Source organism: Streptomyces sp. NPDC090442, from assembly GCF_044769405.1.
GTDB lineage: Bacteria > Actinomycetota > Actinomycetes > Streptomycetales > Streptomycetaceae > Streptomyces.
On sequence record NZ_JBIVXW010000005.1, the window covers coordinates 144174 to 168407 of the forward strand.

The 24234-nt window shown below is 72.9% G+C and carries 29 protein-coding genes and 1 tRNA gene; 22 read left to right on the forward strand and 8 right to left on the reverse strand.

Annotated elements, in window-relative coordinates:
- Nucleotides 1–95: 95 nt before the first annotated feature.
- The 3 genes from ACIQU6_RS06150 to rocD all read left to right on the forward strand — a co-directional run bounded on the left by ACIQU6_RS06150 (nucleotide 96) and on the right by rocD (nucleotide 2891).
- Nucleotides 96–647, forward strand: a complete 552-nt coding sequence (locus tag ACIQU6_RS06150; RefSeq protein ID WP_403480430.1) for an Lrp/AsnC family transcriptional regulator — start codon at nucleotides 96–98, stop codon at nucleotides 645–647.
- A 139-nt stretch (nucleotides 648–786) separates the two neighbouring features.
- Nucleotides 787–1668, forward strand: a complete 882-nt coding sequence (gene ddaH, locus ACIQU6_RS06155) for a dimethylargininase (protein WP_403480431.1) — start codon at nucleotides 787–789, stop codon at nucleotides 1666–1668.
- Nucleotides 1665–2891, forward strand: coding sequence for an ornithine--oxo-acid transaminase (gene rocD / locus ACIQU6_RS06160; protein ID WP_403480432.1), 1227 nt, complete (start codon nucleotides 1665–1667; stop codon nucleotides 2889–2891). The genes ddaH and rocD overlap by 4 nt, the downstream gene beginning before the upstream one ends.
- A 282-nt stretch (nucleotides 2892–3173) precedes the next feature.
- Here the strand turns inward: rocD and ACIQU6_RS06165 are convergent, their stop codons facing one another.
- Nucleotides 3174–3746: a TetR/AcrR family transcriptional regulator gene (locus tag ACIQU6_RS06165; RefSeq protein WP_403480433.1), complete on the reverse strand. Its 573-nt coding sequence runs from the start codon at nucleotides 3744–3746 to the stop codon at nucleotides 3174–3176.
- Between the two features lie 129 nt (nucleotides 3747–3875).
- Here ACIQU6_RS06165 and ACIQU6_RS06170 point away from each other — a divergent pair, with 129 nt between their 5' ends.
- Nucleotides 3876–4373 carry a nuclear transport factor 2 family protein gene (locus ACIQU6_RS06170; RefSeq protein WP_403480434.1) on the forward strand — a complete coding sequence of 166 codons (498 nt, stop codon included), beginning with the start codon at nucleotides 3876–3878 and terminating at the stop codon, nucleotides 4371–4373.
- A gap of 109 nt (nucleotides 4374–4482) precedes the next feature.
- Nucleotides 4483–4683, forward strand: coding sequence for a hypothetical protein (locus tag ACIQU6_RS06175; RefSeq protein WP_403480435.1), 201 nt, complete (start codon nucleotides 4483–4485; stop codon nucleotides 4681–4683).
- Nucleotides 4684–4695: 12 nt separating this feature from the next.
- Here the strand turns inward: ACIQU6_RS06175 and ACIQU6_RS06180 are convergent, their stop codons facing one another.
- The gene (locus ACIQU6_RS06180; RefSeq protein WP_403480436.1) at nucleotides 4696–5544 is read right to left on the reverse strand and encodes a helix-turn-helix transcriptional regulator; all 849 of its coding nucleotides are present in this window, start codon (nucleotides 5542–5544) and stop codon (nucleotides 4696–4698) included.
- 200 nt (nucleotides 5545–5744) lie between these two features.
- Between ACIQU6_RS06180 and ACIQU6_RS06185 the strand changes: the two genes are divergently transcribed.
- From ACIQU6_RS06185 to ACIQU6_RS06195, 3 genes are all read left to right on the forward strand, one after another.
- Nucleotides 5745–7214, forward strand: coding sequence for an MFS transporter (locus tag ACIQU6_RS06185; protein ID WP_403480437.1), 1470 nt, complete (start codon nucleotides 5745–5747; stop codon nucleotides 7212–7214).
- A 121-nt stretch (nucleotides 7215–7335) separates the two neighbouring features.
- The gene (locus tag ACIQU6_RS06190) at nucleotides 7336–7587 is read left to right on the forward strand and encodes a hypothetical protein (protein ID WP_403480438.1); all 252 of its coding nucleotides are present in this window, start codon (nucleotides 7336–7338) and stop codon (nucleotides 7585–7587) included.
- Between the two features lie 11 nt (nucleotides 7588–7598).
- Nucleotides 7599–8759 carry a flotillin family protein gene (locus tag ACIQU6_RS06195; protein WP_403480439.1) on the forward strand — a complete coding sequence of 387 codons (1161 nt, stop codon included), beginning with the start codon at nucleotides 7599–7601 and terminating at the stop codon, nucleotides 8757–8759.
- Nucleotides 8760–8825: 66 nt separating this feature from the next.
- Here ACIQU6_RS06195 and ACIQU6_RS06200 read toward each other — a convergent pair whose 3' ends face one another.
- On the reverse strand, nucleotides 8826–9317 hold the full coding sequence (locus ACIQU6_RS06200) for a MarR family winged helix-turn-helix transcriptional regulator (RefSeq protein ID WP_403480440.1): 492 nt from the start codon (nucleotides 9315–9317) through the stop codon (nucleotides 8826–8828).
- 197 nt (nucleotides 9318–9514) lie between these two features.
- On the opposite strand from ACIQU6_RS06200, the gene ACIQU6_RS06205 reads away from it, so the two are divergent.
- Both ACIQU6_RS06205 and ACIQU6_RS06210 read left to right on the forward strand, forming a co-directional pair.
- Nucleotides 9515–10726, forward strand: coding sequence for a cytochrome P450 (locus tag ACIQU6_RS06205; RefSeq protein WP_403480441.1), 1212 nt, complete (start codon nucleotides 9515–9517; stop codon nucleotides 10724–10726).
- Nucleotides 10727–10782: 56 nt separating this feature from the next.
- Nucleotides 10783–10977 (forward strand): ferredoxin, encoded by a 195-nt coding sequence (locus ACIQU6_RS06210; protein ID WP_039634416.1) that lies wholly within the window; start codon nucleotides 10783–10785, stop codon nucleotides 10975–10977.
- A gap of 71 nt (nucleotides 10978–11048) precedes the next feature.
- On the opposite strand, the gene ACIQU6_RS06215 is transcribed toward ACIQU6_RS06210, so the two are convergent.
- The gene (locus ACIQU6_RS06215; RefSeq protein WP_403480442.1) at nucleotides 11049–11930 is read right to left on the reverse strand and encodes a helix-turn-helix transcriptional regulator; all 882 of its coding nucleotides are present in this window, start codon (nucleotides 11928–11930) and stop codon (nucleotides 11049–11051) included.
- A gap of 52 nt (nucleotides 11931–11982) precedes the next feature.
- On the opposite strand from ACIQU6_RS06215, the gene ACIQU6_RS06220 reads away from it, so the two are divergent.
- The 9 genes from ACIQU6_RS06220 (at nucleotide 11983) to ACIQU6_RS06260 (ending at nucleotide 18437) form a co-directional block, all read left to right on the forward strand.
- Complete coding sequence (locus tag ACIQU6_RS06220) at nucleotides 11983–13038, forward strand: NAD(P)-dependent alcohol dehydrogenase (protein WP_403480443.1); 1056 nt, start codon at nucleotides 11983–11985, stop codon at nucleotides 13036–13038.
- A 200-nt stretch (nucleotides 13039–13238) separates the two neighbouring features.
- Nucleotides 13239–13409, forward strand: coding sequence for a 50S ribosomal protein L32 (gene rpmF / locus ACIQU6_RS06225; RefSeq protein WP_403480444.1), 171 nt, complete (start codon nucleotides 13239–13241; stop codon nucleotides 13407–13409).
- A 6-nt stretch (nucleotides 13410–13415) separates the two neighbouring features.
- Nucleotides 13416–14663 carry a GTP-binding protein gene (locus ACIQU6_RS06230; protein WP_403480445.1) on the forward strand — a complete coding sequence of 416 codons (1248 nt, stop codon included), beginning with the start codon at nucleotides 13416–13418 and terminating at the stop codon, nucleotides 14661–14663.
- A 193-nt stretch (nucleotides 14664–14856) separates the two neighbouring features.
- Nucleotides 14857–15330, forward strand: coding sequence for an LPXTG cell wall anchor domain-containing protein (locus ACIQU6_RS06235; RefSeq protein ID WP_403480446.1), 474 nt, complete (start codon nucleotides 14857–14859; stop codon nucleotides 15328–15330).
- Between the two features lie 25 nt (nucleotides 15331–15355).
- Nucleotides 15356–16027 (forward strand): RNA polymerase sigma factor, encoded by a 672-nt coding sequence (locus ACIQU6_RS06240; RefSeq protein ID WP_403480447.1) that lies wholly within the window; start codon nucleotides 15356–15358, stop codon nucleotides 16025–16027.
- Nucleotides 16024–16560, forward strand: a complete 537-nt coding sequence (locus ACIQU6_RS06245; RefSeq protein ID WP_403480448.1) for a hypothetical protein — start codon at nucleotides 16024–16026, stop codon at nucleotides 16558–16560. The genes ACIQU6_RS06240 and ACIQU6_RS06245 overlap by 4 nt, the downstream gene beginning before the upstream one ends.
- 46 nt (nucleotides 16561–16606) lie before the next feature.
- Nucleotides 16607–17230 carry a DUF4232 domain-containing protein gene (locus tag ACIQU6_RS06250; RefSeq protein ID WP_403480449.1) on the forward strand — a complete coding sequence of 208 codons (624 nt, stop codon included), beginning with the start codon at nucleotides 16607–16609 and terminating at the stop codon, nucleotides 17228–17230.
- Nucleotides 17231–17386: 156 nt separating this feature from the next.
- Complete coding sequence (locus ACIQU6_RS06255; RefSeq protein WP_030084955.1) at nucleotides 17387–17683, forward strand: type II toxin-antitoxin system VapB family antitoxin; 297 nt, start codon at nucleotides 17387–17389, stop codon at nucleotides 17681–17683.
- A 109-nt stretch (nucleotides 17684–17792) separates the two neighbouring features.
- Entirely contained in the window at nucleotides 17793–18437 is a 645-nt protein-coding gene (locus tag ACIQU6_RS06260; protein ID WP_403480450.1) for a LytR C-terminal domain-containing protein, read from the forward strand.
- Between the two features lie 86 nt (nucleotides 18438–18523).
- Here the strand turns inward: ACIQU6_RS06260 and upp are convergent, their stop codons facing one another.
- Nucleotides 18524–19159, reverse strand: a complete 636-nt coding sequence (gene upp / locus ACIQU6_RS06265) for a uracil phosphoribosyltransferase (RefSeq protein ID WP_403480451.1) — start codon at nucleotides 19157–19159, stop codon at nucleotides 18524–18526.
- Nucleotides 19160–19377: 218 nt separating this feature from the next.
- On the opposite strand from upp, the gene ACIQU6_RS06270 reads away from it, so the two are divergent.
- The 3 genes from ACIQU6_RS06270 to ACIQU6_RS06280 all read left to right on the forward strand — a co-directional run bounded on the left by ACIQU6_RS06270 (nucleotide 19378) and on the right by ACIQU6_RS06280 (nucleotide 20677).
- Nucleotides 19378–19905 carry a hypothetical protein gene (locus ACIQU6_RS06270; protein WP_403480452.1) on the forward strand — a complete coding sequence of 176 codons (528 nt, stop codon included), beginning with the start codon at nucleotides 19378–19380 and terminating at the stop codon, nucleotides 19903–19905.
- 94 nt (nucleotides 19906–19999) lie between these two features.
- Entirely contained in the window at nucleotides 20000–20500 is a 501-nt protein-coding gene (gene tadA, locus ACIQU6_RS06275) for a tRNA adenosine(34) deaminase TadA (protein WP_403480453.1), read from the forward strand.
- An 89-nt stretch (nucleotides 20501–20589) separates the two neighbouring features.
- Nucleotides 20590–20677 (forward strand) — tRNA-Ser (locus ACIQU6_RS06280).
- A gap of 67 nt (nucleotides 20678–20744) precedes the next feature.
- Here ACIQU6_RS06280 and ACIQU6_RS06285 read toward each other — a convergent pair.
- The 3 genes from ACIQU6_RS06285 to ACIQU6_RS06295 all read right to left on the reverse strand — a co-directional run bounded on the left by ACIQU6_RS06285 (nucleotide 20745) and on the right by ACIQU6_RS06295 (nucleotide 24228).
- On the reverse strand, nucleotides 20745–22022 hold the full coding sequence (locus tag ACIQU6_RS06285) for a tyrosine-type recombinase/integrase (RefSeq protein WP_403480454.1): 1278 nt from the start codon (nucleotides 22020–22022) through the stop codon (nucleotides 20745–20747).
- An 82-nt stretch (nucleotides 22023–22104) separates the two neighbouring features.
- Entirely contained in the window at nucleotides 22105–22320 is a 216-nt protein-coding gene (locus tag ACIQU6_RS06290; RefSeq protein WP_403480455.1) for an excisionase family DNA-binding protein, read from the reverse strand.
- Between the two features lie 432 nt (nucleotides 22321–22752).
- Nucleotides 22753–24228 carry an ATP-binding protein gene (locus tag ACIQU6_RS06295; protein ID WP_403480456.1) on the reverse strand — a complete coding sequence of 492 codons (1476 nt, stop codon included), beginning with the start codon at nucleotides 24226–24228 and terminating at the stop codon, nucleotides 22753–22755.
- Nucleotides 24229–24234: the final 6 nt, after the last annotated feature.

The window sequence follows — 24234 nt, forward strand, 5'->3', positions numbered from 1 at the left end:
CGGTCGCTGCGCCACCCCCGGCCGGCCACCGTTACCGTGACAAGCACTCCCAAGCCCCCCGGGGACGGGAGGAGGAGAGGAAGGAAGACCGCCCCATGAGCACCAAGTCCGCGCCGTTCGACGAGTTGGACCGCAAGATCGTCGCCGCGCTGATCGACAACGGCCGGGCCAGCTTCGCGGAGATCGGCTCGGCCATCGGCCTCTCCCCCACCGCCGTCAAACGCCGGGTGGACCGGCTCCGCCGGAACAACGTGATCACCGGCTTCTCCGCCACCGTCCGCCCCGCCGCCCTGGGCTGGCTCACCGAGGCGTACGTGGAGGTGTACTGCGACAGCGCGGCCCCGCCCCGGCGCCTGGCGGAGGTGGTCCGCAACCACCCGGAGATCGCCGCCGCGATGACCGTCACCGGCGGTGCCGACGCCCTGCTGCACGTCCGGGCCACCGACGTCGAGCACTTCGAGGAGGTCCTCGAACGCATCCGGACCGAGCCGTTCATCCGGAAGACGATCAGCTACATGGTCCTCTCCCACCTGATCCCGGACAGCCCCGAGGCGGGCGCCCGCCGCCGCCCCGGCGACCGGGCCACCGCCCCCGACCGCGCCCGAGAGCGTCCTCAGTCGCCCCAGCGCGCCGGAAACCCGCGGTGATGGCCACCCATAAGCAGCATTCCTGCGCCCTTACGCAGCACTCATTTCTTGTGACCGGAATCGACCGCTCCTTACCGTGGATTGCCCCAGGTGACGATCTCCCACGGAACGTCACAACAGGAAGCGGAGGCCCCATTCCGTGTCCACGATCCGTCCCGCCGACGCGCGCCCCGGCGCGCGCCGCACCCCCCGTCCCCGGCGCTACCTGGTCTGCCGGCCCACCCACTTCGACGTCCGGTACGCCATCAACCCCTGGATGCAGGAGGCCGCCGAGGTCGACACCGCGCTGGCCGGCCGGCAGTGGGCGGAGCTGGTCGGCGCCTACCGGGAGCACGGCCACACCGTCGAGGTCATGGAGCCGACCCCCGGCCTCCCCGACATGGTCTTCGCCGCGAACTCCGCCCTCGTCGTCGGCGGCCGCGCCTTCGGCTCGCTCTTCCACGCCCCGCAGCGCCGTCCGGAGACCCGCGAGTACGAGATCTGGTTCAAGGCCGCCGGCTACGACCTCTACCGGCCCGAGTCCCCGTGCGAGGGCGAGGGCGACCTCGTCCCGGCCGGCGGCTACCTCCTCGCCGGCACCGGCTTCCGCACCACCCGCGAGGCGCACGCCGAGGTCCAGGAGCACTTCGGCCTCCCGGTGATCAGCCTCCACCTCACCGACCCGTACTTCTACCACCTGGACACGGCCCTCTTCGTCCTCGACGACGGCGTCCCAGACGACGGCACGGCCGGCGGCGACGGGGCCGCCACCCTCGCCTACTACCCCGGCGCCTTCTCCCCCGGCAGCCGTGAGGTGCTCCGCCGCCTCTTCCCCGACGCCGTCCTCGCCACCCGCGACGACGCCCTGGCCTTCGGCCTCAACTCCGTCTCCGACGGCCACCACGTCTTCATCGCGCCCCAGGCCACCGGCCTGATCGACCGGCTCACCGCCCGTGGTTATGTCCCCGTCCCCGTCGACCTCTCCGAGTTCCACAAGGCCGGCGGCGGCATCAAGTGCTGCACTCAGGAGCTGCGCCCATGACGACCGCATCCACCCGCACCGCAGACCGGTCCTCCGCCGAGCTCATCGAGGCGGAGTCCCCCGTACTGGCCCACAACTACCACCCCCTCCCCGTCGTCATCGCCCGCGCCGAGGGCGCCTGGGTCGAGGACGTCGAGGGCCGCCGCTACCTCGACATGCTGGCCGGCTACTCGGCCCTGAACTTCGGCCACCGCCACCCGACGCTCATCGAGGCCGCCCACCGCCAGTTGGACGCCCTCACCCTCACCTCCCGCGCCTTCCACCACGACCGCCTCGCCGGCTTCGCCGAGGGCCTGGCCGAGCTCACCGGCCTGGACATGGTCCTCCCGATGAACACCGGCGCCGAGGCCGTCGAGAGCGCCATCAAGGTCGCCCGGAAGTGGGCCTACGAGGTCAAGGGCGTGCCCGCCGACCGGGCCACCATCGTCGTCGCCAGCGGCAACTTCCACGGCCGCACGACCACCATCGTCAGCTTCTCCGACGACGAGGACGCCCGCGCCGGATTCGGCCCCTACACCCCCGGCTTCCGCACCGTCCCCTACAACGACCTCGCCGCGCTCGAAGCCGCCCTCGACGACACCACCGCCGCCGTCCTCATCGAGCCCATCCAGGGCGAGGCCGGCGTCCTCATCCCCGACGACGGCTATCTCGCCGGCGTCCGCGAACTCACCACCCGCGCCGGCTGCCTGATGATCGCCGACGAGATCCAGTCCGGCCTCGGCCGCACGGGCACCACGCTGGCGGTGGACCACGAAGAGGTCCGCCCCGACGTGGTCCTGCTCGGCAAGGCCCTCGGCGGCGGCATCGTCCCGGTCTCCGCCGTCGTCGCCCGCCGCGAGGTCATGTCCGTCCTCGGCCCCGGCCAACACGGCTCGACGTTCGGCGGCAACCCCCTCGCCGCCGCCGTCGGCACCGCCGTCGTCGACCTCCTGTCCACCGGCGAGTTCCAGGACCGCGCCGCGGAGTTGGGCAAGGTCCTGCACTCCGGCCTCACCGACCTCCTCGGCCGCGGCGTCACCGCCTTCCGCTCCCGCGGCCTCTGGGCCGGCGTCGACATCGACCCCGCCCTCGGCACCGGCCGCGCCCTCAGCGAACGCCTCCTCCAAGAAGGCATCCTCGTCAAGGACACCCACGGCTCCACCATCCGCCTCGCCCCGCCCCTGACGATCACGGAGACCGAACTGACCGAGGCCCTGGAGAAGTTGGGCCGCACCCTGGCCTGATCCGCGCGTCCCCCACGGCACCCCCGCTCCCCTCCGGGTCCGGGGGTGCCGTCGCCGTGCTCAAACTGCGCACCAGCGTCCCCAACTGGCGCGCAGTAACACAACCGGCACCAGAAACCCCACCTTCACCACCGTCACGGCAGTCGACACAACGGCAGCCGACACACTCGCATCGACCCGATGCGCCACCTCACCACCGCACGCGTCAGGCGCCCTCGCTGAGAACCCCACACGGACCAGCGCGAAGCACCCCCGACCACGGTGACCACCGCATACGCGCCGTCAGGCGGTCGCCCCCACCCCCACCAGCACCCCCGCCACCCCGCGGGCCGTGTGGGCCGGGGTCGGGGTGTGGGTGAGGGCGGCGGTGGTAATGGCTCCGTCTATGAGGAGGGCCAGTTGGTCGGCCAGGGCGGTGGGGGTGGGGTGGGGCAGGGGGCGGACGAGGTCGGTGAGGTAGGCGTGGAGGGCCTGTTTGTGGTCGCGGGTGATGCGGGCGACGGCGTCCGAGGTGGGGGCCAACTCGCCGTGGGCGTTGAGGAAGGCGCAGCCGCGGAAGTCCGGGGCGGCGAACCAGGTCGCCAGCCAGTCGAAGACGGCGAGGACGCGGGAGGTCGGGGTGTCGGCGTGCGCGTCCACGAAGGTGGCGAGGGCGGCCCGCCAGCGCTCGTCGCGGCGGCGCAGATACGCCTCGACGAGGTCGTGCTTGGCGGGGAAGGTGCCGTAGAGGCGCTTGAGGGAGACGCCGGCGGCGGTGCGGAGTTGGTCCATGCCGACGGCCTGGATGCCGCGCGCGTAGAAGAGTTGCTCGGCGGCATCGAGGATGCGCGTCCGTAGGGCGTCGTGGTCCGACACGGGCCTGCCTTCCCGGGAGAACGATCGTTCTCTAGGATAGCGGAGGCGAGGAGAACGACCGTTCTCCCGCTCGTTCGGCGTCACTTGCCCAGAGACGCAGAGGCCCGAAGCCCCAGAGGGAGTCCTGTCATGTCCGAGGTGTCTGCCATGCCCGCCGGCCCGGGTCCGTCCGTGCCGCGGCCGCCGTTGCCCCCGTTCGACGAGGCGAGTGCCCGGCAGAAGGTGCGGGCGGCCGAGGACGCCTGGAACAGCCGGGACCCGGAGCGGGTGGCGCTCGCCTACAGCGAGGAATCGGTCTGGCGGAATCGGGACACCTTCCTTTGCGGGCGCGCCGAGATCGTCGCGTTCCTGCGGCAGAAGTGGGCGCGGGAGCTGGAGTACGCGCTGCGGAAGGAGCTGTGGTCGTACGCGGGGAACCGGATCGCGGTGCGGTTCCAGTACGAGTGCCGGGATGCCGAGGGGCAGTGGTGGCGGAGTTACGGCAACGAGCTGTGGGAGTTCGACGAGTTGGGGTTGATGCGGCGGCGGGAGGCGGGGATCCATGACGTGCGGATCGGGGAGCGGGAGCGGCGGATCTTCGGGGCGCGGGCAGACGGGGAGCGCGACGCCCTGATTCCGTTGCGGTGAGCCGGAGTTGGGGCGGCACGCGGTGGCGGCGACGGGGATTGTCGTACCTCGGCCGTATGGTGGATCGGACAGGAAGCTTGAGCGTCTTCACAGGGGAAACGGGAGGTCCATGATGTCGTTCCTGAGCAAACTGAAGCGTCAGCGCGCCGAGTTGGTGGAGCGGCGCCGGATGGAAGCCACCATGGCGGCGGGCATCCGGGGCGCCGGCCTTGAGGAGGCCAAGCGCGCGGGAGACCGGGCGGCGCGGGGCAACACCAACGCCGCCGTGGCCGCGGCGGCGGCCTCCTCCGCGACCACGGGCGGCTGCTGACGCCCGGCGCCCTCACTCATCCCGCTCGCCCCGCTCGTCTCGCTCGCCCCGCAGCAGCGGCAGGCTCTGCCGGGTCCGCTCGTCGCCGGGCATGCACACGAACAGCTTGACGCCGGGCGCGTCGAGGGCCGCCAGCTTCACGTAGTCGAAGGTGAGGTCGCCGGCCCTGGGGTGGTGGAAGGTACGGCGGCTGCTGCCGAGCTCCGCCAGGTGGTGGGCCTCCCACCACCTGGCGAACTCCACGCTGCGCGCGGCGAGTTCCTCGGTGAGCCGCGCCACGCGCGGATCGCCGAACCGCTCGCCGGCATCGGCCCGGAACTGCGCGACCAGGTCCCGCGCCTGGCCCTCCCAGTCGGCCAGCAGCGTCCGCATCGTCGGGTCGGTGAAGACCAGCCAGAGCAGGTTGCGTTCGCCGGGGGCGAGTTGGCCCGGATCGCCGATCAGGCCGGCCTCGGCGCGGTTCCAAGCGACCAGGTCCCAGTTGGCGTCGAGCAGATAGGCCGGGTGCGGGTCCAGGGCGTCCACCAAGCGTTGCAGGGCGGGCCCCGGGCCGGCTCCGGGCGGCTGCTCCGGGGGGAGTTCGCCGGCCAGCGCGTACAGATGGCGCTGCTCGACCGAGCCGAGCATCAGGGCGCGCGCCAGGCTGGCCAGGACCTGACGGCTGACGCCGATGTCCCTCGCCTGCTCCAACCAGGTGTACCAGGTGACGCTGACGCCGGAGAGTTGGGCGACCTCCTCGCGGCGCAGCCCGGGGGTGCGGCGGCGCGGCCCGGCCAGGACGCCCGCCTCGCGCGGGGTGATCCGCTCCCGGCGCGCCCGCAGGAACTCCGCGAGGGCGCGCCGCCGTTCCTGGTCGGACATGGGCTCCTCGGGTGTCGTGCGGGCGGACGGACCTCCGGCCGGACCGGGCCCCGCGCGGCCCGTGCGCGACGGACGGTGCGGGGACGAGAGCTCCGGCGGGACGGTGCTGGGAACGACGCGGCTGGGAACGACGGTGGTGGGAAAAACACCAGCATAATCGCTCTCTGTACGGCCGTTGGGGGCTGCGCGAGCGTGGCCGCATGGCTCAGACACCACCTCCGACCGAGGCCGAGCGCACCGTCCCGGCCCCGCTTCCCGACCGCCCCGCGCCCGTTCCCCGGGGCGCCCTCCCGCTCGTGCTCACCGGCGCCTTCATGGCCGTTCTCGACACCTTCATCGTGCTGGTCGCGGCGCCCGCCATCCAGGCGGACCTGCACGCGTCCGACGCCGACGTCCAGTTGATCCTCGCCGGCTACCAACTCACCTACGCCATCGCCCTGATCACCGGCGCCCGGCTCGGCGACCGGTTCGGCCGCAAGCGGCTGTTCCAGTCGGGGATGGCGCTGTTCACCCTCGCGTCGGTGGGCTGCGCGCTGGCGCCCGGGGCGGGGTTCCTGATCGCCGCCCGGCTGGTCCAGGGGCTGTCCGCGGCCGCGATGTTCCCGCAGGTCTTCGCGCTGCTGCAGGTGCTGGTGCCGGCCGGGCGGCGGGCCCGGGCGTTCGGGGCGCTGGGCGCGGTGATCGGCCTGGCCGGCGCCGTCGGGCAGGTGCTCGGCGGCGTGCTGGTCTCCGCCGACCTCCTCGGCTCCTCCTGGCGGCCGGTCTTCTGGGTCAACGTGCCGGTCGGGGTGGTGACGGTGGCGCTCACCGCGCGCTACGTGCCGGAGTCGCGCGCCCCCCGTGCGCGCCGGCTCGACCTGCCGGGCGCCGGGGTGCTCACGGTGGCGCTGGGGCTGCTGGTCGTCCCGTTGGTCGAGGGGCGGCCGGCCGGCTGGCCCGTGTGGACGTGGCTCAGCCTGGCCGCCAGTGTGCTGGCGTTCGTGGCGTTCGTGCTGGTGGAGCGGCGGGTGGCGGCGTCCGGCGGGGAGCCGCTGGTGCGGCTGCGGCTGTTCCGGGAGCGGCCCTTCGCGGTCGGCATGCTCCTGGTGCTGCTCACCTACGCCGGCATCAACTCCTTCTTCCTGGTCTTCTCGCTGACCCTCCAGGACGGGCTGGGGCAGGACGCGCTCGGCGCCGGCCTGTACTACACGCCGTTCGCGGTGGTCTTCCTCGCCACCAGCCTGCTCGCCGGCCGGCTGGCCCACCTGGGGCGACGGGTCCTCCAGGCCGGCGCGCTGCTCGTCGTCCTCGGCTTCGGCTCGACCGTCGCGCTGGCCACGGCCGCCGGGGCCGGCCTGACCGCCGGGCAGTTGGTCGCGCCGCTGGCCCTGGTCGGCGCGGGCAACGGCCTGTTGGTGACGCCGCTGCTGGGCGCGGTCCTCGCCGGCGTCCGGCCCGAGGAGACCGGCCTGGCCTCGGGCGTCCTCTCCACCGGCCAGCAGGTCGGCGGCGCGGTCGGGGTGGCCGTCCTCGGCGTCCTCTTCTACGGCGCCCTCGGCCCCGCCGCGCACCAGGACGCCGCCGCCTACGGCCACGCGCTGACCTGCGCCCTGACCGCCAACGCCGCCCTGGCCGCGCTGGTCGCCCTCCTCCTGCCGCTCCTCCCTGACCCGGCGGCCCGGCGGGGCTAGGGCGCCGCGGGAACCGCGCTCCCAGCCGTACCCCAACTCGCCGCCCTCCCGGCATAGGCCGCCGCCCCCCGGAGCGCTATGGTCGGATTCCAGAGAACGTAACGGGGGAGGGCAGCGATCGATGGCCCGGGATGAAGCCGTGGTCGGCTGTACCGGAGTGCTGCTGATCGGCACGCGCGGGGCTGCCGGACCCGGTGAGGTTCTGGTACGGATCCGGGGCGGCTCCGAGACGTTCCTCGCCTGGTCCCCCGAGCCCCTGCCAGTGGGGGCGACCGTGCTCGTGATCGAGTCCCGTGGCAATCGCCAGGTCGACGTCATCGAGTGGGCTGATCCGTTGGACGCGTCGGCCGGTGACGCCGGCGACGCTGGTTGAGGAGACGAGTGATGTTCGGTTACCGCGTTCCTTCCCCCGATCAAGCCATGTTGATCTCCGGTGGCAGGCGGGGACAGGGCGGGGCGCCCTTCCGGGTGGTGACCGGCCACGGCAAGTTCGTGCTGCCGGTGTTCCGCAAGGTCCGCTTCCTGACGCTGGCGATGTGCGAGTCCGAGGTGGCCGAGAAGTGCGTGACGCGGCAGGGCATCGCCCTGACGGTGCGCGCCGTGATCGCGTTCAAGGTCGGCAACGACACCGAGAGCATCGTCAACGCCGGCCAGCGCTTCCTGTCCGACCAGGAGCAGATGTCGATCCTGACCGGCCGGATCTTCGCCGGTCATCTGCGCTCCATCATCGGCTCGATGACGGTCGAGGAGATCGTCACCGAGCGGCAGAAGCTGGCCACCGAGGTCCTGGAGACCTCCAAGACCGAGATGGCCAAGATCGGCCTGATCGTGGACTCGTTGCAGATCCAGTCGATCGACGACGGCGACACCGGCTACATCGAGGCGATGTCCGCGCCGCACAAGGCGGCCATCCAGCGCCAGGCGCAGATCGCCCAGGCGCAGGCCACCCAGGCGTCCGTCGAGGCGCAGCAGGAGGCGGCGCGCAATCAGGCCGAGTACTCCCGGCAGACCGCGGTGGTCCAGGCCGAGTACTCCGCCGAGGTGGACCGCGCGCAGGCCCGCGCCTCCCAGGCCGGCCCGCTCGCCCAGGCCCACGCCCAGCAGGAGGTGCTGGCCGCACAGACCGAACTGGCCGAGCGCCGCGCCCAGTTGCGCCAGCAGGAGCTGGTCGCCGAGGTGGTCAAGCCGGCCGAGGCGGAGGCCGCGCGGATCAAGCTGCTGGCCACGGCCGAGGCGGAGCGGATGAAGATCCAGGCCGAGGCGGCCGCCTCGCACGACCGGGTGGCGCTGGACCGGATGCTGATCGACCAGCTCCCGCAGATCGTCAAGGAGGCGTCCGCGGGCCTGGCCAACGCCAACGTCAACGTCCTCAACGGCACCGACGGCCTGGGCGAGATCGCCGCCGGCCTGGTCGGCCAGGGCCTGACCATCCTCGACTCGGTCCGCCGCAACCTCGGCACCTCGAACGCGTCCGACAACGCCGCGGCGAACGGCGGCGGGAACGGCAACGGCCCCGCGCGCAGCGGCCGCGTCGAGATCGAATAGCGCCACCGGCACCACCGTGCCACCGCTCCCGGGGGCGGGCCGCCGCGGCGCCCGCCCCCGGGAGCCTCACGTCCCGCGCGGCCGCGGCTCCTCCGCGTGCCTGTCGCGGACGTAGGTCACCAGCCGCTCCAACACCGCCTTCGTGGTGCCGAGATCGGCGTCGTCGAAGTCGCTGAGCGCCTGACGCAATCCGGCCAACCTGGCCGCCTGGAAGCTCTCCAGGACGGCCTTGCCGTGCGGCGTGATCGCCACCCGGCGGGCCCGCCGGTCCTGCTCGTCCGTGGTGCGCTCGACCAGGTCCTGCGCCTCCAACTCGCCGATCTGCCGCGTGACGTGCGGGGGCTCGACCAGCAACTGCGCCGCCAGGTCGCCGACCCGGCTGACGCCCCCGCTGTCCGCCAGCGCCATCAGCAGATAGAGCCCGGACCGACCGGCCGAGATGCCCGCCTCGCTCGCGAACCGCTCGTGCGCCCGCGAGCGGGTGAGCAGATAGGACAGCGTGGCCAGCACCTTCTGCAGGGCGACGGTGGAGTCCTGGGCGGGTGCGGGGTCCGACATGGGGGAACTGTAGCCGCCCCCGCTCCCCGGATCCGCCGCGGTCCGTACCAGGATCCGCCCACCCCCGCCCGTACGGTTCGAGCCAACTTCGGTCATGCCGCGATCCGTCCTTCCCTCTCCCGCCGTGCCCGGGTTAGCGTGGTCCCAACTTAGTTACCTAAGTTAGGTAATTAAACCCACGCGGAAGGACCGGCCGCATGACGACCGCAGAACGCACCGCTCCCCCCGACACCCTCACCGTCCCCGCCAGCCGCGCCCCGGGCTGCCCGTTCGACCCCGCCCCCGCCGTCGCCGACGCGGCCCGCGCCGAGCCGCTCACCCGGGCGACCCTCTGGGACAACTCCCCCTGCTGGCTGGTGACGGGCCATCAGGAAGTCCGCACGGTGCTCGGCGACCCGCGTTTCAGCGCCGACGGCCTGCGTCCCGGCTTCCCCTTCCTCACCGCCGGCGCCCGCGAAGTCATCGGCCGGGCACCGACGTTCATCCGCATGGACGACCCGGGCCACGCCAAGCTGCGCCGGATGCTCACCGCCGAGTTCATGGTCAAGAAGGTCGAGGCGATGCGCCCTGAGGTGCAGCACCTCGCCGACGACCTGCTGGACAGGATGGCCGCCGGGCGCAACTCTGCCGATCTGGTGCGGGAGTTCGCGCTGCCGCTGCCCTCCCTGGTGATCTGCCTGCTGCTCGGCGTCCCCTACGAGGACCACGAGTTCTTCCAGGAGCGCAGCGGCATCCTGCTCGCCCTGCGCTCCACGGCCGCCGAAGTCAAGGCCGCCCTCGACGAGTTGGTGGAGTACCTGACCCGGCTGGCGCAGGCCAAGCGGGAGCGGCCGGACGACGGCATCGTCAGCCGGCTGGTCGCCCGCGGCGAGCTCTCCGACGGCGAGATCGCGTCCATGGGGCGGCTGCTGCTGGTCGCCGGGCACGAGACCACCGCCAACATGACCTCGCTGGGCACCCTGGCCCTGCTCCGCAACCCCGACCAACTCGCCCGGCTGCGCGCCGAACCCGGGCTCATCAACGGGGCCGTCGAGGAGCTGCTGCGCTATCTGACGATCGTGCACAACGGCGTCCCCCGGGTCGCCACCGAGGACGTCGTCCTGGGCGAGAGCACCATCCGCGCCGGCGAGGGCGTGCTGTGCATGATCAACTCCGCCAACCGGGACGCGACGGTCTTCCCCGAGGCCGACGCCCTCGACGTGACCCGGGACGCCCGCCGGCACGTCGCCTTCGGCTTCGGCGTCCACCAGTGCCTGGGCCAGCCGCTGGCCCGGGTGGAGCTCCAGATCGCCCTGACGACGCTGCTGCGCCGGCTGCCGGACCTGCGCCTGGCCATCCCGTACGAGGAGGTCCCGTTCCGCGGCGACATGCAGATCTACGGGGTCCACTCGCTGCCGGTCGCCTGGTAGCCGCGGCGCCCGCGCCCCAACCACCGTCCACCACCCACCACTTGGGAGCACCGACCATGCGCATCCACGCCGACCAGGAGAAGTGCTGCGGCGCCGGCTCCTGCGTCCTCGCCGCCCCGGACGTCTTCGACCAGCGCGAGGAGGACGGCATCGTGGTCGTCCTCGACCCGGCGCCGCCGGCCGCGCTGCACGACGCGGTCCGCGAGGCGGCGGCCATCTGCCCGGCCGCCGCGATCACGGTGACCGACTGACCGGCCGCCGACCGAAGGGCGCGCGCCCCGGCCCCGCACTTCCCGGCGGGACCGGGGCGCGCCCGTCCGCCCTACGCCAGGCCCGCGGCCAGCGCGCGCAGCGCGTCCTCGGACCGGGAGCCGGCGGCCGCGTGGTGGGTGACCAGCAGTTGCTCCGGGTCGGCCGCCACGCTCAGCGTCTCGTAGGTCAGGGTCAGCGGGCCCACCACCGGGTGGTTGAGCTGCTTCACGCCGAAGCCCTTGTCCTGCACGTCGTGCCGGGCCCACAGCCGGCGGAACTCCCCGCTCACCTCGGACAGTTCGGCGACCAGCCCGGCCAGCGCGGGATCGTCCGGCGCCCGCCCCAGCTCGCGCCGGAGCAGCCCGACCACCACCTCCGCCTTGCCCTCCCAGTTCACGTACAGCGCGCGGGTCGCCGGGTCCAGGAAGACCTGCCGGGCGAGGTTGCGCCGCTCGCGGGGCATCGCGGGGAAGTCCCCGAACAGGGCGCAGCCGAGCCGGTTCCAGCCGATGATGTCCAGGCCCCGGCCCACCACGAACGCGGGGACCAGCTCCAGCGCGTCCAGCACCTGCCGGCAGGCCGGCCCGACCCGCTGCGGGCGGGCGGCGGTCCGCAGCCTCCGGGAGGCCGGACGGGCGAGGTGGCGCAGGTGGTCGCGCTCGGTCGGGGTGAGCCGCAGCGCGGTGCCGATCGCGTCCAGCACCGCGTCCGAGACGCCCGCGCCCCGGCCCTGTTCCAGCCGGATGTAGTACGCCACGCTGACCCCGGCGAGCTGCGCCAGCTCCTCGCGGCGCAGCCCGGGCACCCGGCGCCGCCCGTGCTCCGGCAGCCCGACGTCCGCGGGCCGCAGCCGGGCCCGCCGCGAGCGCAGGAACGCGCTCAGCTCGGTGCGCCGGTCGACCACCGCGGGGCCCGGCTGGGTGGTTCCGTCAGTAGTAGGCACGGGGTTCATATGTTCAAGGGTGCACTGGTTACGGCCCAGGTGACGCCGCATGCTCGGTGGCATGACCCACACCTCTGTCGCCGCGTACGCCGCCCCCGCACCGAAGGCCCCGCTGGAGCGGATCACCATCCCGCGCCGCGAGCTGGGTGCCCACGACGTCCTGATCGACATCAAGTTCGCCGGCATCTGCCACTCCGACATCCACACCGTCCGCGCCGAGTGGGGCGACGACGGCAACTTCCCGATCGTGCCCGGCCACGAGATAGCCGGCGTGGTCTCCGCGACCGGCTCCGAGGTCACCCGCTACGCCGTGGGCGACCGGGTCGGCGTCGGCTGCTTCGTCGACTCCTGCCGCACCTGCGACAACTGCCGCGCCGGCCTGGAGCAGTACTGCACCGGCGAGCTCGGCACCGTCAACACCTACAACGACACCGACCGCAACGGCGAGCCCACCTACGGTGGTTACGCCACCCACGTCGTCGTCGACGAGAACTACGTGCTGCGCATCCCCGACGCGCTCCCGCTGGACGCCGCCGCCCCGCTGCTCTGCGCCGGCATCACCCTCTACTCCCCGCTCGCCCACTGGGGTGCCGGCCCCGGCAAGAAGGTCGCCGTCGTCGGCCTGGGCGGCCTGGGGCACATGGGCGTCAAGATCGCGCACGCGATGGGCGCCGAGGTCACCGTCCTGAGCCAGTCGCTCCGCAAGAAGGACGATGGCATGCGGTTCGGCGCGGACCACTACCACGCGACCAGCGACCCGGCCACGTTCGAGGCGCTGGCCGGCACCTTCGACCTGATCGTCAACACCGTCTCGGCCAACCTGGACCTCAACGCCTACCTCGGCCTGCTGCGCACCGACGGCACCCTGGTCCAGCTCGGCGTCCCCGAAAAGCCGCTGCCCATCGTCCCGTTCGCGCTGATCGGCGGCCGCCGGTCGTTCGCCGGCTCGCTGATCGGCGGCATCGCGGAGACCCAGGAGATGCTCGACTTCTGCGCCGAGCACGGCCTGACCGCGGACATCGAGGTGATCGCGGCGGACCGGATCAACGAGGCGTACGAGCGGGTGCTCGCCAGCGACGTGCGCTACCGCTTCGTCATCGACACCGCCACCATCTGACCCACGCACCGTCCGGGCCGGCGCACCACGTGCCGAGCCCGCGCACGGCAAGCGCCCGGGGCCGCCCCCACTGGCCGCCCCGGGCGTTGTGCGTGCCGTGACCCCAGGCACTGCACCCACTCTACTTGGAAACGGTACCCATTTCCATATAGCCTCCCCCTCGATCGTCCACCCGTCCCGATCCCCGGAGGCCCGCCACCATGGCCGTACCCAAGCGCAAGCTCTCCCGCAGCAACACCCGCCACCGCCGCGCCCAATGGAAGGCCACCGCGTCGCAGTTGGTGCCGATCACCGTCGACGGCGTCGTGTACCAGGTGCCGCAGCGCCTGGCGAAGGCGTACCAGCGCGGCCTGCTCGACCCGAAGGGCTGACCGGGCATGACGCACCCCCGGCTGCCCGTCACCGTGCTCTCCGGCTTCCTCGGCGCGGGCAAGACCACCCTGCTCAACCACGTCCTGGGCAACCGGGAGGGCCTGCGGGTCGCGGTCATCGTCAACGACATGAGCGAGGTCAACATCGACGCCGCGCTGGTCCGCGGCGGCGACGCGGCGCTCTCCCGCACCGAGGAGCGGCTGGTCGAGATGACCAACGGGTGCATCTGCTGCACCCTCCGCGACGACCTTCTGGAGGAGGTCGACCGCCTGGCCCGCGCCGGCCGCTTCGACTACCTGCTGATCGAGTCCAGCGGCATCTCCGAACCGATGCCGGTCGCCGCGACCTTCGCCTTCCCCCGCGACGACGGCGCCACCCTCGGCGACCTGGCGCGCCTGGACACCATGGTCACGGTCGTCGACGCGGCCAACTTCCTGCCCGAACTGGCCGGCGGCGACGCCCTGGTGGAGCGCGGCCTGGACCAGTACGAGGACGACGAACGCACCGTCAGCGACCTGTTGATGGACCAGATCGAGTTCGCCGACGTCCTCGTCCTGAACAAGACCGACCTGGTCGACGCGGACGCCGCCGAGCGCCTGGCGGCCGCCCTCGCCCGCCTCAACCCGGCCGCCCGGATCGTCCCCGCGCAACGCGGCCGGGTGCCGCTCACCGAGGTCCTGGGCACCGGCCGCTTCGACCTGGAGCGCGCCCAACAGGCGCCCGGCTGGGTCCGGGAGCTCAACGGCGACCACGTCCCCGAGACCGAGGAGTACGGCATCTCCAGCACGGTCTTCCGGGCCGACCGCCCCTTCCACCCGGGCCGCCTCTGGCAGTTCGTCACCGCGCGGATGGACAGCGGCGACTACGGCACGGTGCTGCGCTCCAAGGGCTTCTTCCGCCTCGCCACCCGGCCCGGCGTCACCGGCCTGTGGTCGCAGGCCGGCACCGTCGCCCGCTTCGAACCGTCCGGTGTGGACGGGGAGGGGGGCGGAGCCGGGGACGTGCCCGGCGACCGGACCGAGCCGCCCGGTCCGACCGGCCAGGAGCTCGTCTTCATCGGCACCGACCTGCGCCCGGAGCCGCTGCACGCCGCCCTGGCCGCCTGCCTCCTCGCCCCCGACGAGGCGGCGCCCGCCGCGGCCGACGACCCGTTCCCGGCCTGGGCGGTGCACGGCACGGACGACGCCTGCGCGCACGAGCACCCACCGGTGGAGGCCGGCCGAGCGGCCCAACTCGACGCCGCGGCCCGGTAGTCGCCCGGGCCGTGGCGCCCCGCCCCGGGCCGGCTTCGACCGCCGTTGCCCGGGCCGGGTGCGCGTAGGATCCGGCTCCGGCCGCGGCTCGAAAGTTTTTCCGCGGGCACGGCAACCCCCGCCCCGGTCGCGCGTCGTCTCGGGTGAGGGCGCCCCCCGGGCGCCGCCCGTAGACGAACTGGAGCAGCCGACCGTGAACCCCACCCGTACCGCTCGCCCCGCCCGCCTGCACCGTTCGGCCGGCGCCGGCCTGCTCGCCGCCGTGGCGCTGGCCGCCGTCTCGATGACCGGCACCGCCCACGCCGCCGAGTCCTCCGCGCCGGCGCCGGCCCACAGCAGCAGCCCCGCCCCCGAGCCCACCCAGCCGCCGCGGCAGAGCGCCACCCCGAGCCCCGCCCCGACGCTGCCCCCGAAGCAGAGCGCCACCCCCCAGCCCACCCAGCCGCCGCAGCAGAGCGCCACCCCCTCCCCCGTCGGCCCGGGCCACCAGCCCACCGCCACCCCCAGCCACCCCGGCGCCGCGCCCGCGCCCGCCAAGGGCGACGACCGCAAGCAGCTCGCCAAGACCGGTGCCTCCACCCCCGCCCTCGCCCTCGGCGGCGGCGCGGCCGCCCTGATCGCCGTCGGCGGCGGCGCCCTCTACGCGGTCCGCCGCAACCGCGCCTGACCGCCCGGGCACGCCCGAGGGAACGATGGCCCACTTCGCACCGCACCCGGCCCCGGCACGGTTCGCCCTGCCGGGGCTCCGGCCCGCCGCCTGGCGCCGCCTGCTGCGCGCCACCCGCCGCGAGTCCCCGCCCCGGCAGGCGCCGACCGTCCACCAACTGCCGCGCGCCGCGCACCAGATGTGGTCCGAGGCGCCGCCCGCGGAACCGCCCCGCCCCACCATCACGGAGCTCTACCACGCCCACCGGCTGAACATGGTCCGGCTGGCCGTCCTCCTCGTCGACGACCGCGCCACCGCCGAGGACGTCGTCCAGGACGCGTTCGCCGCCCTCTACAAGCGGCACGGCGAACGGCTCGGCGAGGTCGACAACGCCCTGGCCTACCTGCGGACCGCGGTCGTCAACGCGGCCCGCTCGGTGCTGCGCCGCCGCCGCACCGCCCGCGACTACACCCCGCCGCACGAGACCGCCGAGCCCTCCGCCGAGGAGCGGGTGGTCCTCGACGAGGAACACCGCGAGGTGCTCGCCGCGCTCGGCGGGCTCACCCGGCGCCGCCGCGAGGTGCTGGTCCTGCGCTACTGGGGCGACCTCACCGAGGCGGAGATCGCCGCGACCCTGGGCGTCAGCCGCGGCACGGTGAAGTCCCTGGCCAGCCGCGCCCTGGACGCCCTGGAGAAGATCCTGGAGGAACGGTCTTGACCACCCGCGACACCGCCCCCGGGGACGCGGCCGCGGAACGGCCCGTCGAGGACCGGCTGCGCCGCGCCCTCACCGCCCGCGCCGACGCCGTCGGCGTCCACGACCTCCGCCCGGCGGCACCCCCGGGCCCGCACCTCCGACGCAGCCGCCTCCCCGCGCTCCCCCCCTGGCTCCGCCCGCGCCGCCTCGCCCTGCCGCTGGCCGCCGCGGCCACCGCCGCCGTGCTCGCCGTCGCCGCACATCTGGCCACCACCCCCGGCCCCCCGACCCGCCCGATGCCGGCGTCCCCACCCACGCCCCCGCCGGCCACCACCACGCCGAGCCCGTCCCCGAGCACCCCCGACCCGTCCCCGGACCCCGTCCGCACCACCCCGAGCCCGCCCACCGGCCGCCCCTCCCGCGGCACCGAACCCGGCAGCCGGGCCCCCCGCCACACCACCCCGACCACCGCCCCAACCGCCACCCCGTCCGCCGGCCCGCCCACGTCCAGCCCGCCCCCGCCCACCCCGAAGGCGACACCCAACGTTCGCTGAGTCCCCCCTTGCCCACCCCGGGCCCCCTTCCCCGAGAATCATGCCCATGCTCACCCGGCCCGTCCCGCCGCGCCCGTCCCCGGCCCCCGCCGCCCGCCGCGGCCGCGCCCTCGTCGTCGCGCTGGCGCTGGCCGCCGCCCTCCCGCTCGCCGGCTGTCAGGACGGCACCGGCTACCGCGCCGAGGCCACCACCCGCACCGCCGCGCCCGCCCCCGCAGCCGCCCGGGACGCCTGCACGCCCGACATGCTGCGCTTCCACGCCGGCGCCGCGCCGCACCGGGCCCGCCACATGCTGCTGACGGTCACCAACATCTCCGCCCGCACCTGCACCTTCGCCGCCCAGCCCTACCCCCTGCTGCACTTCGGCGACCGCCGCCCGGGCCCGCTCCCCCCGCTCCCGTACACCAGGCCGCCCGCCCCGGTCGCGCTGCCGCCCGACGGCACCGCCTACGCCGCGGTGATCACCGCGGGCCCGCCCGGCGGCCCGGGCGGCGGCCGGAGCGCCCCGGGGAGCACGGCCGAAAAGGTGTCCCAATTCGGGATCGCGCTGGCCTCTCGCGCCACCCCCGCCCAGGTCGGCGTGGACGGGCCCGCCCCCCTGCACGTGGATCCGGCCACCGCAGCGGTCACCTACTGGCAGCCGGGCCGGGCAGATGCCGACAAGTGGTGATCCGGCCCCGCCGTGGGTCCCGGCGACCCGATAGCCCGTTCGCGCCGTATCGGCCAGCCCATCACCCGCCAATGATCCAAGTTTGCCGCGATTGATCGCCTTTGCTCCCCTGCTTCCTGGCTGCGCCCAGTGGCCCCAGCCCGGTAGGCTTTCCGTGTGATCTTCAAGCGCATCGGAAATGGGCGACCGTATCCCGACCACGGCCGGGAGAGCACCCGCCAGTGGGCGGACGTCGCCCCGCGCCCGGTACGCCTCGACCAGTTGGTGACCACCAAGCAGCAACTCGACCTCGAAACGCTGCTCGCCGAGGACTCCACCTTCTACGGCGACCTCTTCGCCCACGTCGTGAAGTGGGAGGGCGACCTCTACCTGGAGGACGGTCTGCACCGGGCGGTCCGCGCCGCCCTGCAGCAGCGCCAGGTGCTGCACGCCCGCGTCCTCGAACTCGGCTGACCGGCACCGTCGCCGCCGCTCTGGCCGGAATTGGCCCACTCGGGTTCCGCGCAGACAACGCACAGATCATCTAGTAGGCACGGCACGCGCCCGGCACTACGCTGCGGCCATGAGCATGCTGACGCCTCCAGGCATGGGCGGTAAGTACCGCATCACGGGCGGCAGGTATCCGCGGATGCGCCGCCCCCGCCACCGTCGCCGCATCGTTCTCGGCATCATGGCCGGTGCCTGCGCCCTCGGGCTGATCGGCTGGGGAACCCTGCAGCTCATCGACGTCTTCGGCGGACCGGGCAGCACCGCCCAGGCCGCGCAGGACAAGAGACCGTGCCCGCACGGCGGCGCGACGGCCCGCAGCACCACCGCACCGACCGCCGCGAAGCCGCCCGCCCCGGCGTCCCTGACCGTCAACGTCTACAACGCCACCTCGCGCTCCGGCCTCGCCAAGCGCACCGCCGACGAACTCCACAAGCGCGGCTTCCAGATCGGCAAGGTGGGCAACGCCCCGGCCGACTACGACAAGAAGGTGCCCGGCGCCGGCATACTGCTCGGCCCCAAGGCCGCCGCCACCGGACCGCTGAAGGTGCTGGCCACCCAACTCGCCGGCGCGCAGCTCAAGACCGACGGCCGTACGGGCGCCGACCTCGACCTGGTCATCGGCGACGCCTTCAGGGACCTGGCCACCCCGCAGCAGGCCGCCAAGGCCCAGGCCCAACTGGCCGGCCCGCCCCGGCAACCGGTCACCGCCAGGTGCTGACGCTCCCCCGGCGGCCCCGCACGACGCGCCGCGGCCCCGCACCCCTTCCTCGGTGCGGGGCCGCGGCGCGTCCGCGTCGGCTCCGGTCAGCCGGCCGTGCCGTACATCCGGTCGCCGGCGTCGCCCAGGCCCGGCACGATGTACCGGTCCGCGTTCAGGTGGTCGTCGACGGCGGCGGTGACCACCGTCACCGGCGTCCCGGCCAGCTCACGCTCCATGACCTCGACGCCCTCGGGCGCGGCCAGCAGGCAGATCGCGGTGACGTCGTCCGCCCCGCGCTTGATCAGTTCCTTGATCGCCGCGACCAGGGTGCCGCCGGTGGCCAGCATCGGGTCGACGACGTACACCTGGCGCCCCGACAGGTCGTCGGGCATGCGCGTCGCGTAGGTGTGGGCCTCGTAGGTCTCCTCGTTGCGGACCATGCCCATGAAGCCGACCTCGGCGGTGGGCAGCAGCCGGACCATGCCGTCCAGCATGCCCAGCCCGGCCCGCAGGATCGGCACGACCAGGGGGCGCGGATGGGAGAGCCGCACGCCGGTGGTCGTCGTGACCGGCGTCTCGATGTCGACCTGCTCGGTGCGCACATCACGGGTGGCCTCGTAGGCGAGCAGGGTGACCAGCTCGTCGGCGAGCCGCCGGAAAGTCGGGGAGTCGGTGCGCTTGTCGCGCAGCGTGGTGAGTTTGTGCGCCACCAGCGGGTGGTCGACGACGTGGATCCGCATGACATCGACAGTAACCGAGCCACGGGGGCCCGGCGCCCGCCGTGCACCGCCCACGCTCCGTCACGTGAGCGACATCTCTCACAACGTCCGCACGACGCAGTGTCGAAGACGGCGCGCGGAGGCGTTGTTTCTGCCACGATTCCGAAGGGGCGGGGAGCAGCGGCGTGCAGCGCCGCCCCGCCCGACCCGGCACGCCTCTGACCAGTGGGAGAGTCACGGTGTACTTCGCCGCACTGCTCGCGCGCACCGAAGACGGGTGGGAAGCGAGCGATACAGAGCTCGACGATGTGGAAACGCTGACCGATCTGGCCGACCTGGCCCGAGACGCAGCGGTCGAAGACGACACGGTGGTGGTCCTCATCGAGCAGGAGGACGCCTGGTTCGGCGTCATCCGGATCGACGGTGAGGACGATCCGAGGGTCTATGTGTCCAACGCCGCGGCGGCCGCCAGGAGCTCGTACGGCTCGATGCTGACCGACGAACTCCTCGGCCGCGACGCCGACGACGCGGACGACCTCGACCTGCTCGACCTGGACGGCACCGAGGACGGTGAACCGGATCCGGCGGAGGACTCCGAGGCGGCGGCCGAGGAGACCCCCGCGGTCGCCGCGGGACCGCTCGGCGACGCCAGGCTCCTGGAGGACATCGGCGTCGGCGAACGGGAACTGCGCACCCTCGAAGGCGACGCGCTCAGCGAGATCGCCGACGCCCTGGGCTGCTCCGAACTCCTGGAGGCCGTCCGCTGATCCCCCGGCCACCGCCGGGAGGTACCGCCCCCGCCGGGCCCACGCTCCCCCGGGCCCGGCACCACCCCACCCCACCGTCCCCGACACTGGGGACATGACCGTGCCGCCCTCCGCCACCCCACCCGCCGCCACGCCCGACCCGCTGCGCGATCCCTGGACCGGGCCGATGCGCCGGGCGCTGGCGGAGGCCGCCCGCGCCCCCGGGACCGGCGACGTCCCGGTGGGTGCCGTCGTGCTGTCCGCCGACGGCACGGTCCTGGGCACCGGCCACAACGAGCGCGAGGCCACCGGCGACCCCACCGCGCACGCCGAGGTCCTCGCCCTGCGCGCCGCGGCCGAGGTCGTCGGGGAGTGGCGGCTGACCGGCTGCACGCTCCTGGTCACCCTCGAACCGTGCACGATGTGCGCCGGCGCCATCGTCCTCTCCCGCGTCGACCGGGTCGTCTACGGCGCCCGCGACGCCAAGGCCGGCGCCGTCGGCTCCCTGTGGGACGTGGTCCGCGACCGCCGCCTCAACCACCGCCCCGAGGTCGTCACCGGCGTCCTGGAGGACGACTGCGCCGCCCTCCTCACCGCCTTCTTCCGCGACCGCTGACCGCCGTCGGGCCCCGTCGGCCCCGCGTCGGGCCACCGACCCACGAGTCGATTTCGGCAGACGGGCCCCTTTGGGCTAAGCTCTCTCTCGGTAGCGTGTCCGAGCGGCCGAAGGAGCTCGCCTCGAAAGCGAGTGTGGCGTAACCCGTCACCGAGGGTTCAAATCCCTCCGCTACCGCAGGTAGTTGAGGCGCCTGGTCCTTTTGGATCGGGCGCCTCAACCGCTTTCCGTCTCAGTTCCCGTCTCAGTTGGCCGGCACGAGCGCCCCAGCAAGCCCGTCATCGTCGTCATCCGGTCCGTCTCCGGCCGGCTTCCAGATGAGTCCGTCGACCTGACGGGCAACCTCACTGCGAACGGAATCGACCATGTGCTGGTATCGCGCGGCCATGGCCGTGGTGGACCATCCCATGAGCCCCATGACGGCCCGTTCAGAGACTCCGAGGATCAGCAACACCGTCGCGGCGGTGTGCCGGGCGTCGTGCAGTCGGCCGTCTCGCACCTTCGCGGCACTGAGCAACTCCTTCCAATCGTCGTAGTCCGTACGCGGCGACGTGCCCCGGCCGGTCAGCGTCGCGAAGAGCCAGCCCTCTTCCGACCAGTCGTCCCCGGCCGCCACGCGTTCGGCCTGCTGCTTGGTCTGGTGCGTCCGGAGCAGGTCCACAAGCTGTGCGGGCAGTCCGACCGCTCGGCGTCCTGCACGGGATTTCGTGTCGGCAGTCTCCGGGTTGGTCCGCTGACGCTGTGGGCAGTAACCCGCCTTCCTGTCGCAGGTGTCGCGGCATCCGTGGGCGTAACGCGGTCGGCGGCGGCTCCGACGAACCATCAGGACTCCCCGTTCGAGGTCCACGTCCGCCCACTTGAGTCCGAGGACTTCGCCCTGCCGGAGCCCCAGTGCGAGCGCCACCGCCCACCGCGCGGAGTTCCGGCGACGATCCGCCGCGCGCAACAGCCGCTGCACTTCCTCGACGGTGTAGGGCTCCACCTCCTCTTCGCTCAGGCGGGGTGCCTTGGCGAGCTGGACGGGATTCCGCCCCAAGTGACCGCGCCGTACTGCCTCGTTGAGCGCAGTACGGAACGTCCGGTGGATCTGGTGGATCGTCCCGGCCTTGCGGCCGTCGGCCTGCATCCGTCCGTAGAAGTGCTCGATGTGCTCCGGCTTGAGCTTGTCGAGCCGGTGAGCACCAAGCGCGGGGATCAGGTGCTTTCGCACGGCGACGCCGTAACCAACCATCGTGTTCTCGTTGACGGCGAGCGGCGCGATGCTCTCGATCCAGTGCGTGAGCCACGTCTTGACCGTCCACGGCCGACCCGCCTTGCGGATGGTCTTGGCGTCTCGCTGCTTCTCCAACTCACGTACAGCGGCTGTCACTTCAGCGCGGGTCTTGCGTTCGACGTGGCGACGGTCGGGCGTGCCGTCGTCCCGTACGCCGACGGTGACGCGGCCGTGCCATTTCCCGTCCTTGCCCAAGTAGATGGATGACCGGCCGTTGGGCTGCCGGGTGCGCTTCTTGTCGTCCGCCATGGGCGGGGCTCCTTGAGATATGGGAGTGAAACGACCGGAGCGCCACCCCAGTTGAAGGGGTGGCGCTCCGGTGAGGGGTGGGTTAGGCCGCGCGCTGCTCAGCGCGGCGGCGGGCGAGGTAGGCGGCCGGCGCGTCGGCGGGGACGCGCCGGAGTCCGTAGACCATCAAGGACTCCAGCTCTCCGGAATTGATGAGCCGGTAGCAGACGGTCCGCCCAATCTGGAGTCGACGGGCGGCCTCTTTGACAGTGAGCAGAACGAGGGTGGAATCAACAGCGGCGATGTCGGCTGTGTCCATGCGAGATCCTCTTCGATCAGGGTGAGCTGTCCGAGGCGTGGATTTCTGCGTCATTGCGTCATCAGCGACATCTGAGCTTTTGACCTGCGACTTTTTCTGACGCAGCGGTGCAGGGGTGCGTCATCGCAGCGTCATGGGCTGCGTCACCCCATGACGCAGATGACGCAGGATGACGCAGAGGCTGTCGCCTGCGTCATGGCTGCCGTTGCAGGTCAGCGGCCGTTTTCCCGCTCGCATGACGCAGATGACGCAGCGTTTCCTTCTTAGGACAAAAGAAGGGGCGTCTGTTGTAGTGCAGCGCCCCCTCAAAGAGCGAAGAAGGAGCCGCTACGCGGCACGACCCTTGGGCGGCGTTCCGCCGAACAGCAAGAGGAGCACGCCGCGGCGGGTGGTGCTCCTCTTGCTTGTCCGGGCGACCGCGGCGGACGCGGGTCAGAAGATCGGCTTCTGCTCGCGTGGGGGTGAGGTGGGCAGGCGAGTCATTTCGAGATAACGGCCCGCGCTGGTGCGGCCGGTGTCGATGAGGAGACCGCGGGCGGCCAAGGTGGGTTGAAGGCGCTTGAGCCGGTCGGAGAGGACCTTGCCCGTGGTAGGCCAGCCCTTGGGCAGAGGACGGCAGTCCTCGTCGCCGTAGAGACGGCTGAGGCAGTGCAGCCACTCTGTGGACGTCATGCGCTGCGCGCCACCCGGTTCGATGGTGTCGGCGTGCTTGAGGACGGTCTGCGCGAGAAGGTCGCCCTCGATGACGTCGTCGTTCAGGTCGTCCAGGCTGGCCCGGTAGGCGTTGAGTGCCCCAAGGCCGGTTGCAGCGTCGAGCTGCGCGCACAGGTGGGCGAAGTCCGCCATCCTCAGATCGGTAGGGGTCTCTGCCTCAACCGCGCGTACCTTGACGGTCAGGTCCAGGAGAGAGCCGAGCACGACGGGCAGAGCCTCGGCGTACTCCGCCCACAGCTCGGCCTCGGTGCGCCGGACGCTGGGGCGTTCCAGCCGCAGCGGCAGGAGGCGTTCGGCGAGGTCGGGCCGGATGACGCCCACGTCGATGCCGGTCAGGAGCAGGGGGCGGCGGTAGCCGACGCGGAACACGTCCCCGTCGGTCCAAAGGGCGCGCTTGACGTTCTCGGCGCCGGTGACGATGCAGCACATGGCGTCGGACAGGTCCGGGGTCATGTGGGAGAGGTTGTCTAGGGCGGTGACCCACCCGGCGGCCACGGCCGCGATCAGGTTCTCCTCGTCCTTCGGAGCCCTGCGCAGGTCCCCGCTCATGCCCTCGATGATCCTGATGAGCATGCGCCCGCCGGTGGACTTCCCGGCGCCCTGCGGCCCAGTGAGGAACGGGGCGGGGACGGGCACGGACGGGCCAAGGCAGCCGATCAGCCACGCGATGGCAAGGCATTCGGTCTCGGCGTTGGCGAAGTTGCACAGCCGCATCAGCAGGTCGATGCCCTTGCCGTCAGTGTCCTTGGCCGGCAAGGGCAGTTCGCCGGTGAGCTGGGTGCGTCGCCAGCAGACCTCGCGCGGGTCGGGGGTGGTGATGTCCCAGCCGGTGGGGTGGATGCGGACGGACTGCCCGTCGTCGCGGCCCAGGTCCAGCCACGTCGCTCCGTCGAAGCCCGGGGCGACGCGGATGTGGACGGGCTGCACGTCCTCGGTCAGCGCGAGTGCTTCGATCAAGTCCAACGCCTCCTTGAGCGCGGTCCCGCTGAACACGCCGATCCCGTCCTTGAACAGGCCGACCATGAGTTCCTGCCGGTGGCTGCCCGTCGTTCCTTGGGAGCGCATCGGGCGGGCGATGGGGTGGCCGTTCTTCTGCGCGTAGACGGTTCCGTCGGCGGTGCGGAAGTACCGGAAGTGCGCTTGTGCGTAGTCGGTGATGACCTCGCGGGCGGGGTTCTTCTCCTCGTCGGACATCACGCC

Coding starts and splice junctions, on each gene's coding strand:
- ACIQU6_RS06150 (WP_403480430.1), top strand. CDS start 96: ATGAGCACCAAGTCCGCGCCGTTCGACGAGTTGGACCGCAAGATCGTC.
- rocD (WP_403480432.1), top strand. CDS start 1,665: ATGACGACCGCATCCACCCGCACCGCAGACCGGTCCTCCGCCGAGCTC.
- ACIQU6_RS06170 (WP_403480434.1), top strand. CDS start 3,876: ATGTCCGAGGTGTCTGCCATGCCCGCCGGCCCGGGTCCGTCCGTGCCG.
- ACIQU6_RS06175 (WP_403480435.1), top strand. CDS start 4,483: ATGATGTCGTTCCTGAGCAAACTGAAGCGTCAGCGCGCCGAGTTGGTG.
- ACIQU6_RS06180 (WP_403480436.1), bottom strand. CDS start 5,544: ATGTCCGACCAGGAACGGCGGCGCGCCCTCGCGGAGTTCCTGCGGGCG.
- ACIQU6_RS06185 (WP_403480437.1), top strand. CDS start 5,745: ATGGCTCAGACACCACCTCCGACCGAGGCCGAGCGCACCGTCCCGGCC.
- ACIQU6_RS06190 (WP_403480438.1), top strand. CDS start 7,336: ATGGCCCGGGATGAAGCCGTGGTCGGCTGTACCGGAGTGCTGCTGATC.
- ACIQU6_RS06195 (WP_403480439.1), top strand. CDS start 7,599: ATGTTCGGTTACCGCGTTCCTTCCCCCGATCAAGCCATGTTGATCTCC.
- ACIQU6_RS06200 (WP_403480440.1), bottom strand. CDS start 9,317: ATGTCGGACCCCGCACCCGCCCAGGACTCCACCGTCGCCCTGCAGAAG.
- ACIQU6_RS06205 (WP_403480441.1), top strand. CDS start 9,515: ATGACGACCGCAGAACGCACCGCTCCCCCCGACACCCTCACCGTCCCC.
- ACIQU6_RS06210 (WP_039634416.1), top strand. CDS start 10,783: ATGCGCATCCACGCCGACCAGGAGAAGTGCTGCGGCGCCGGCTCCTGC.
- ACIQU6_RS06215 (WP_403480442.1), bottom strand. CDS start 11,930: ATGAACCCCGTGCCTACTACTGACGGAACCACCCAGCCGGGCCCCGCG.
- ACIQU6_RS06220 (WP_403480443.1), top strand. CDS start 11,983: ATGACCCACACCTCTGTCGCCGCGTACGCCGCCCCCGCACCGAAGGCC.
- rpmF (WP_403480444.1), top strand. CDS start 13,239: ATGGCCGTACCCAAGCGCAAGCTCTCCCGCAGCAACACCCGCCACCGC.
- ACIQU6_RS06230 (WP_403480445.1), top strand. CDS start 13,416: ATGACGCACCCCCGGCTGCCCGTCACCGTGCTCTCCGGCTTCCTCGGC.
- ACIQU6_RS06240 (WP_403480447.1), top strand. CDS start 15,356: ATGGCCCACTTCGCACCGCACCCGGCCCCGGCACGGTTCGCCCTGCCG.
- ACIQU6_RS06250 (WP_403480449.1), top strand. CDS start 16,607: ATGCTCACCCGGCCCGTCCCGCCGCGCCCGTCCCCGGCCCCCGCCGCC.
- ACIQU6_RS06260 (WP_403480450.1), top strand. CDS start 17,793: ATGAGCATGCTGACGCCTCCAGGCATGGGCGGTAAGTACCGCATCACG.
- upp (WP_403480451.1), bottom strand. CDS start 19,159: ATGCGGATCCACGTCGTCGACCACCCGCTGGTGGCGCACAAACTCACC.
- tadA (WP_403480453.1), top strand. CDS start 20,000: ATGACCGTGCCGCCCTCCGCCACCCCACCCGCCGCCACGCCCGACCCG.
- ACIQU6_RS06285 (WP_403480454.1), bottom strand. CDS start 22,022: ATGGCGGACGACAAGAAGCGCACCCGGCAGCCCAACGGCCGGTCATCC.
- ACIQU6_RS06290 (WP_403480455.1), bottom strand. CDS start 22,320: ATGGACACAGCCGACATCGCCGCTGTTGATTCCACCCTCGTTCTGCTC.
- ACIQU6_RS06295 (WP_403480456.1), bottom strand. CDS start 24,228: ATGTCCGACGAGGAGAAGAACCCCGCCCGCGAGGTCATCACCGACTAC.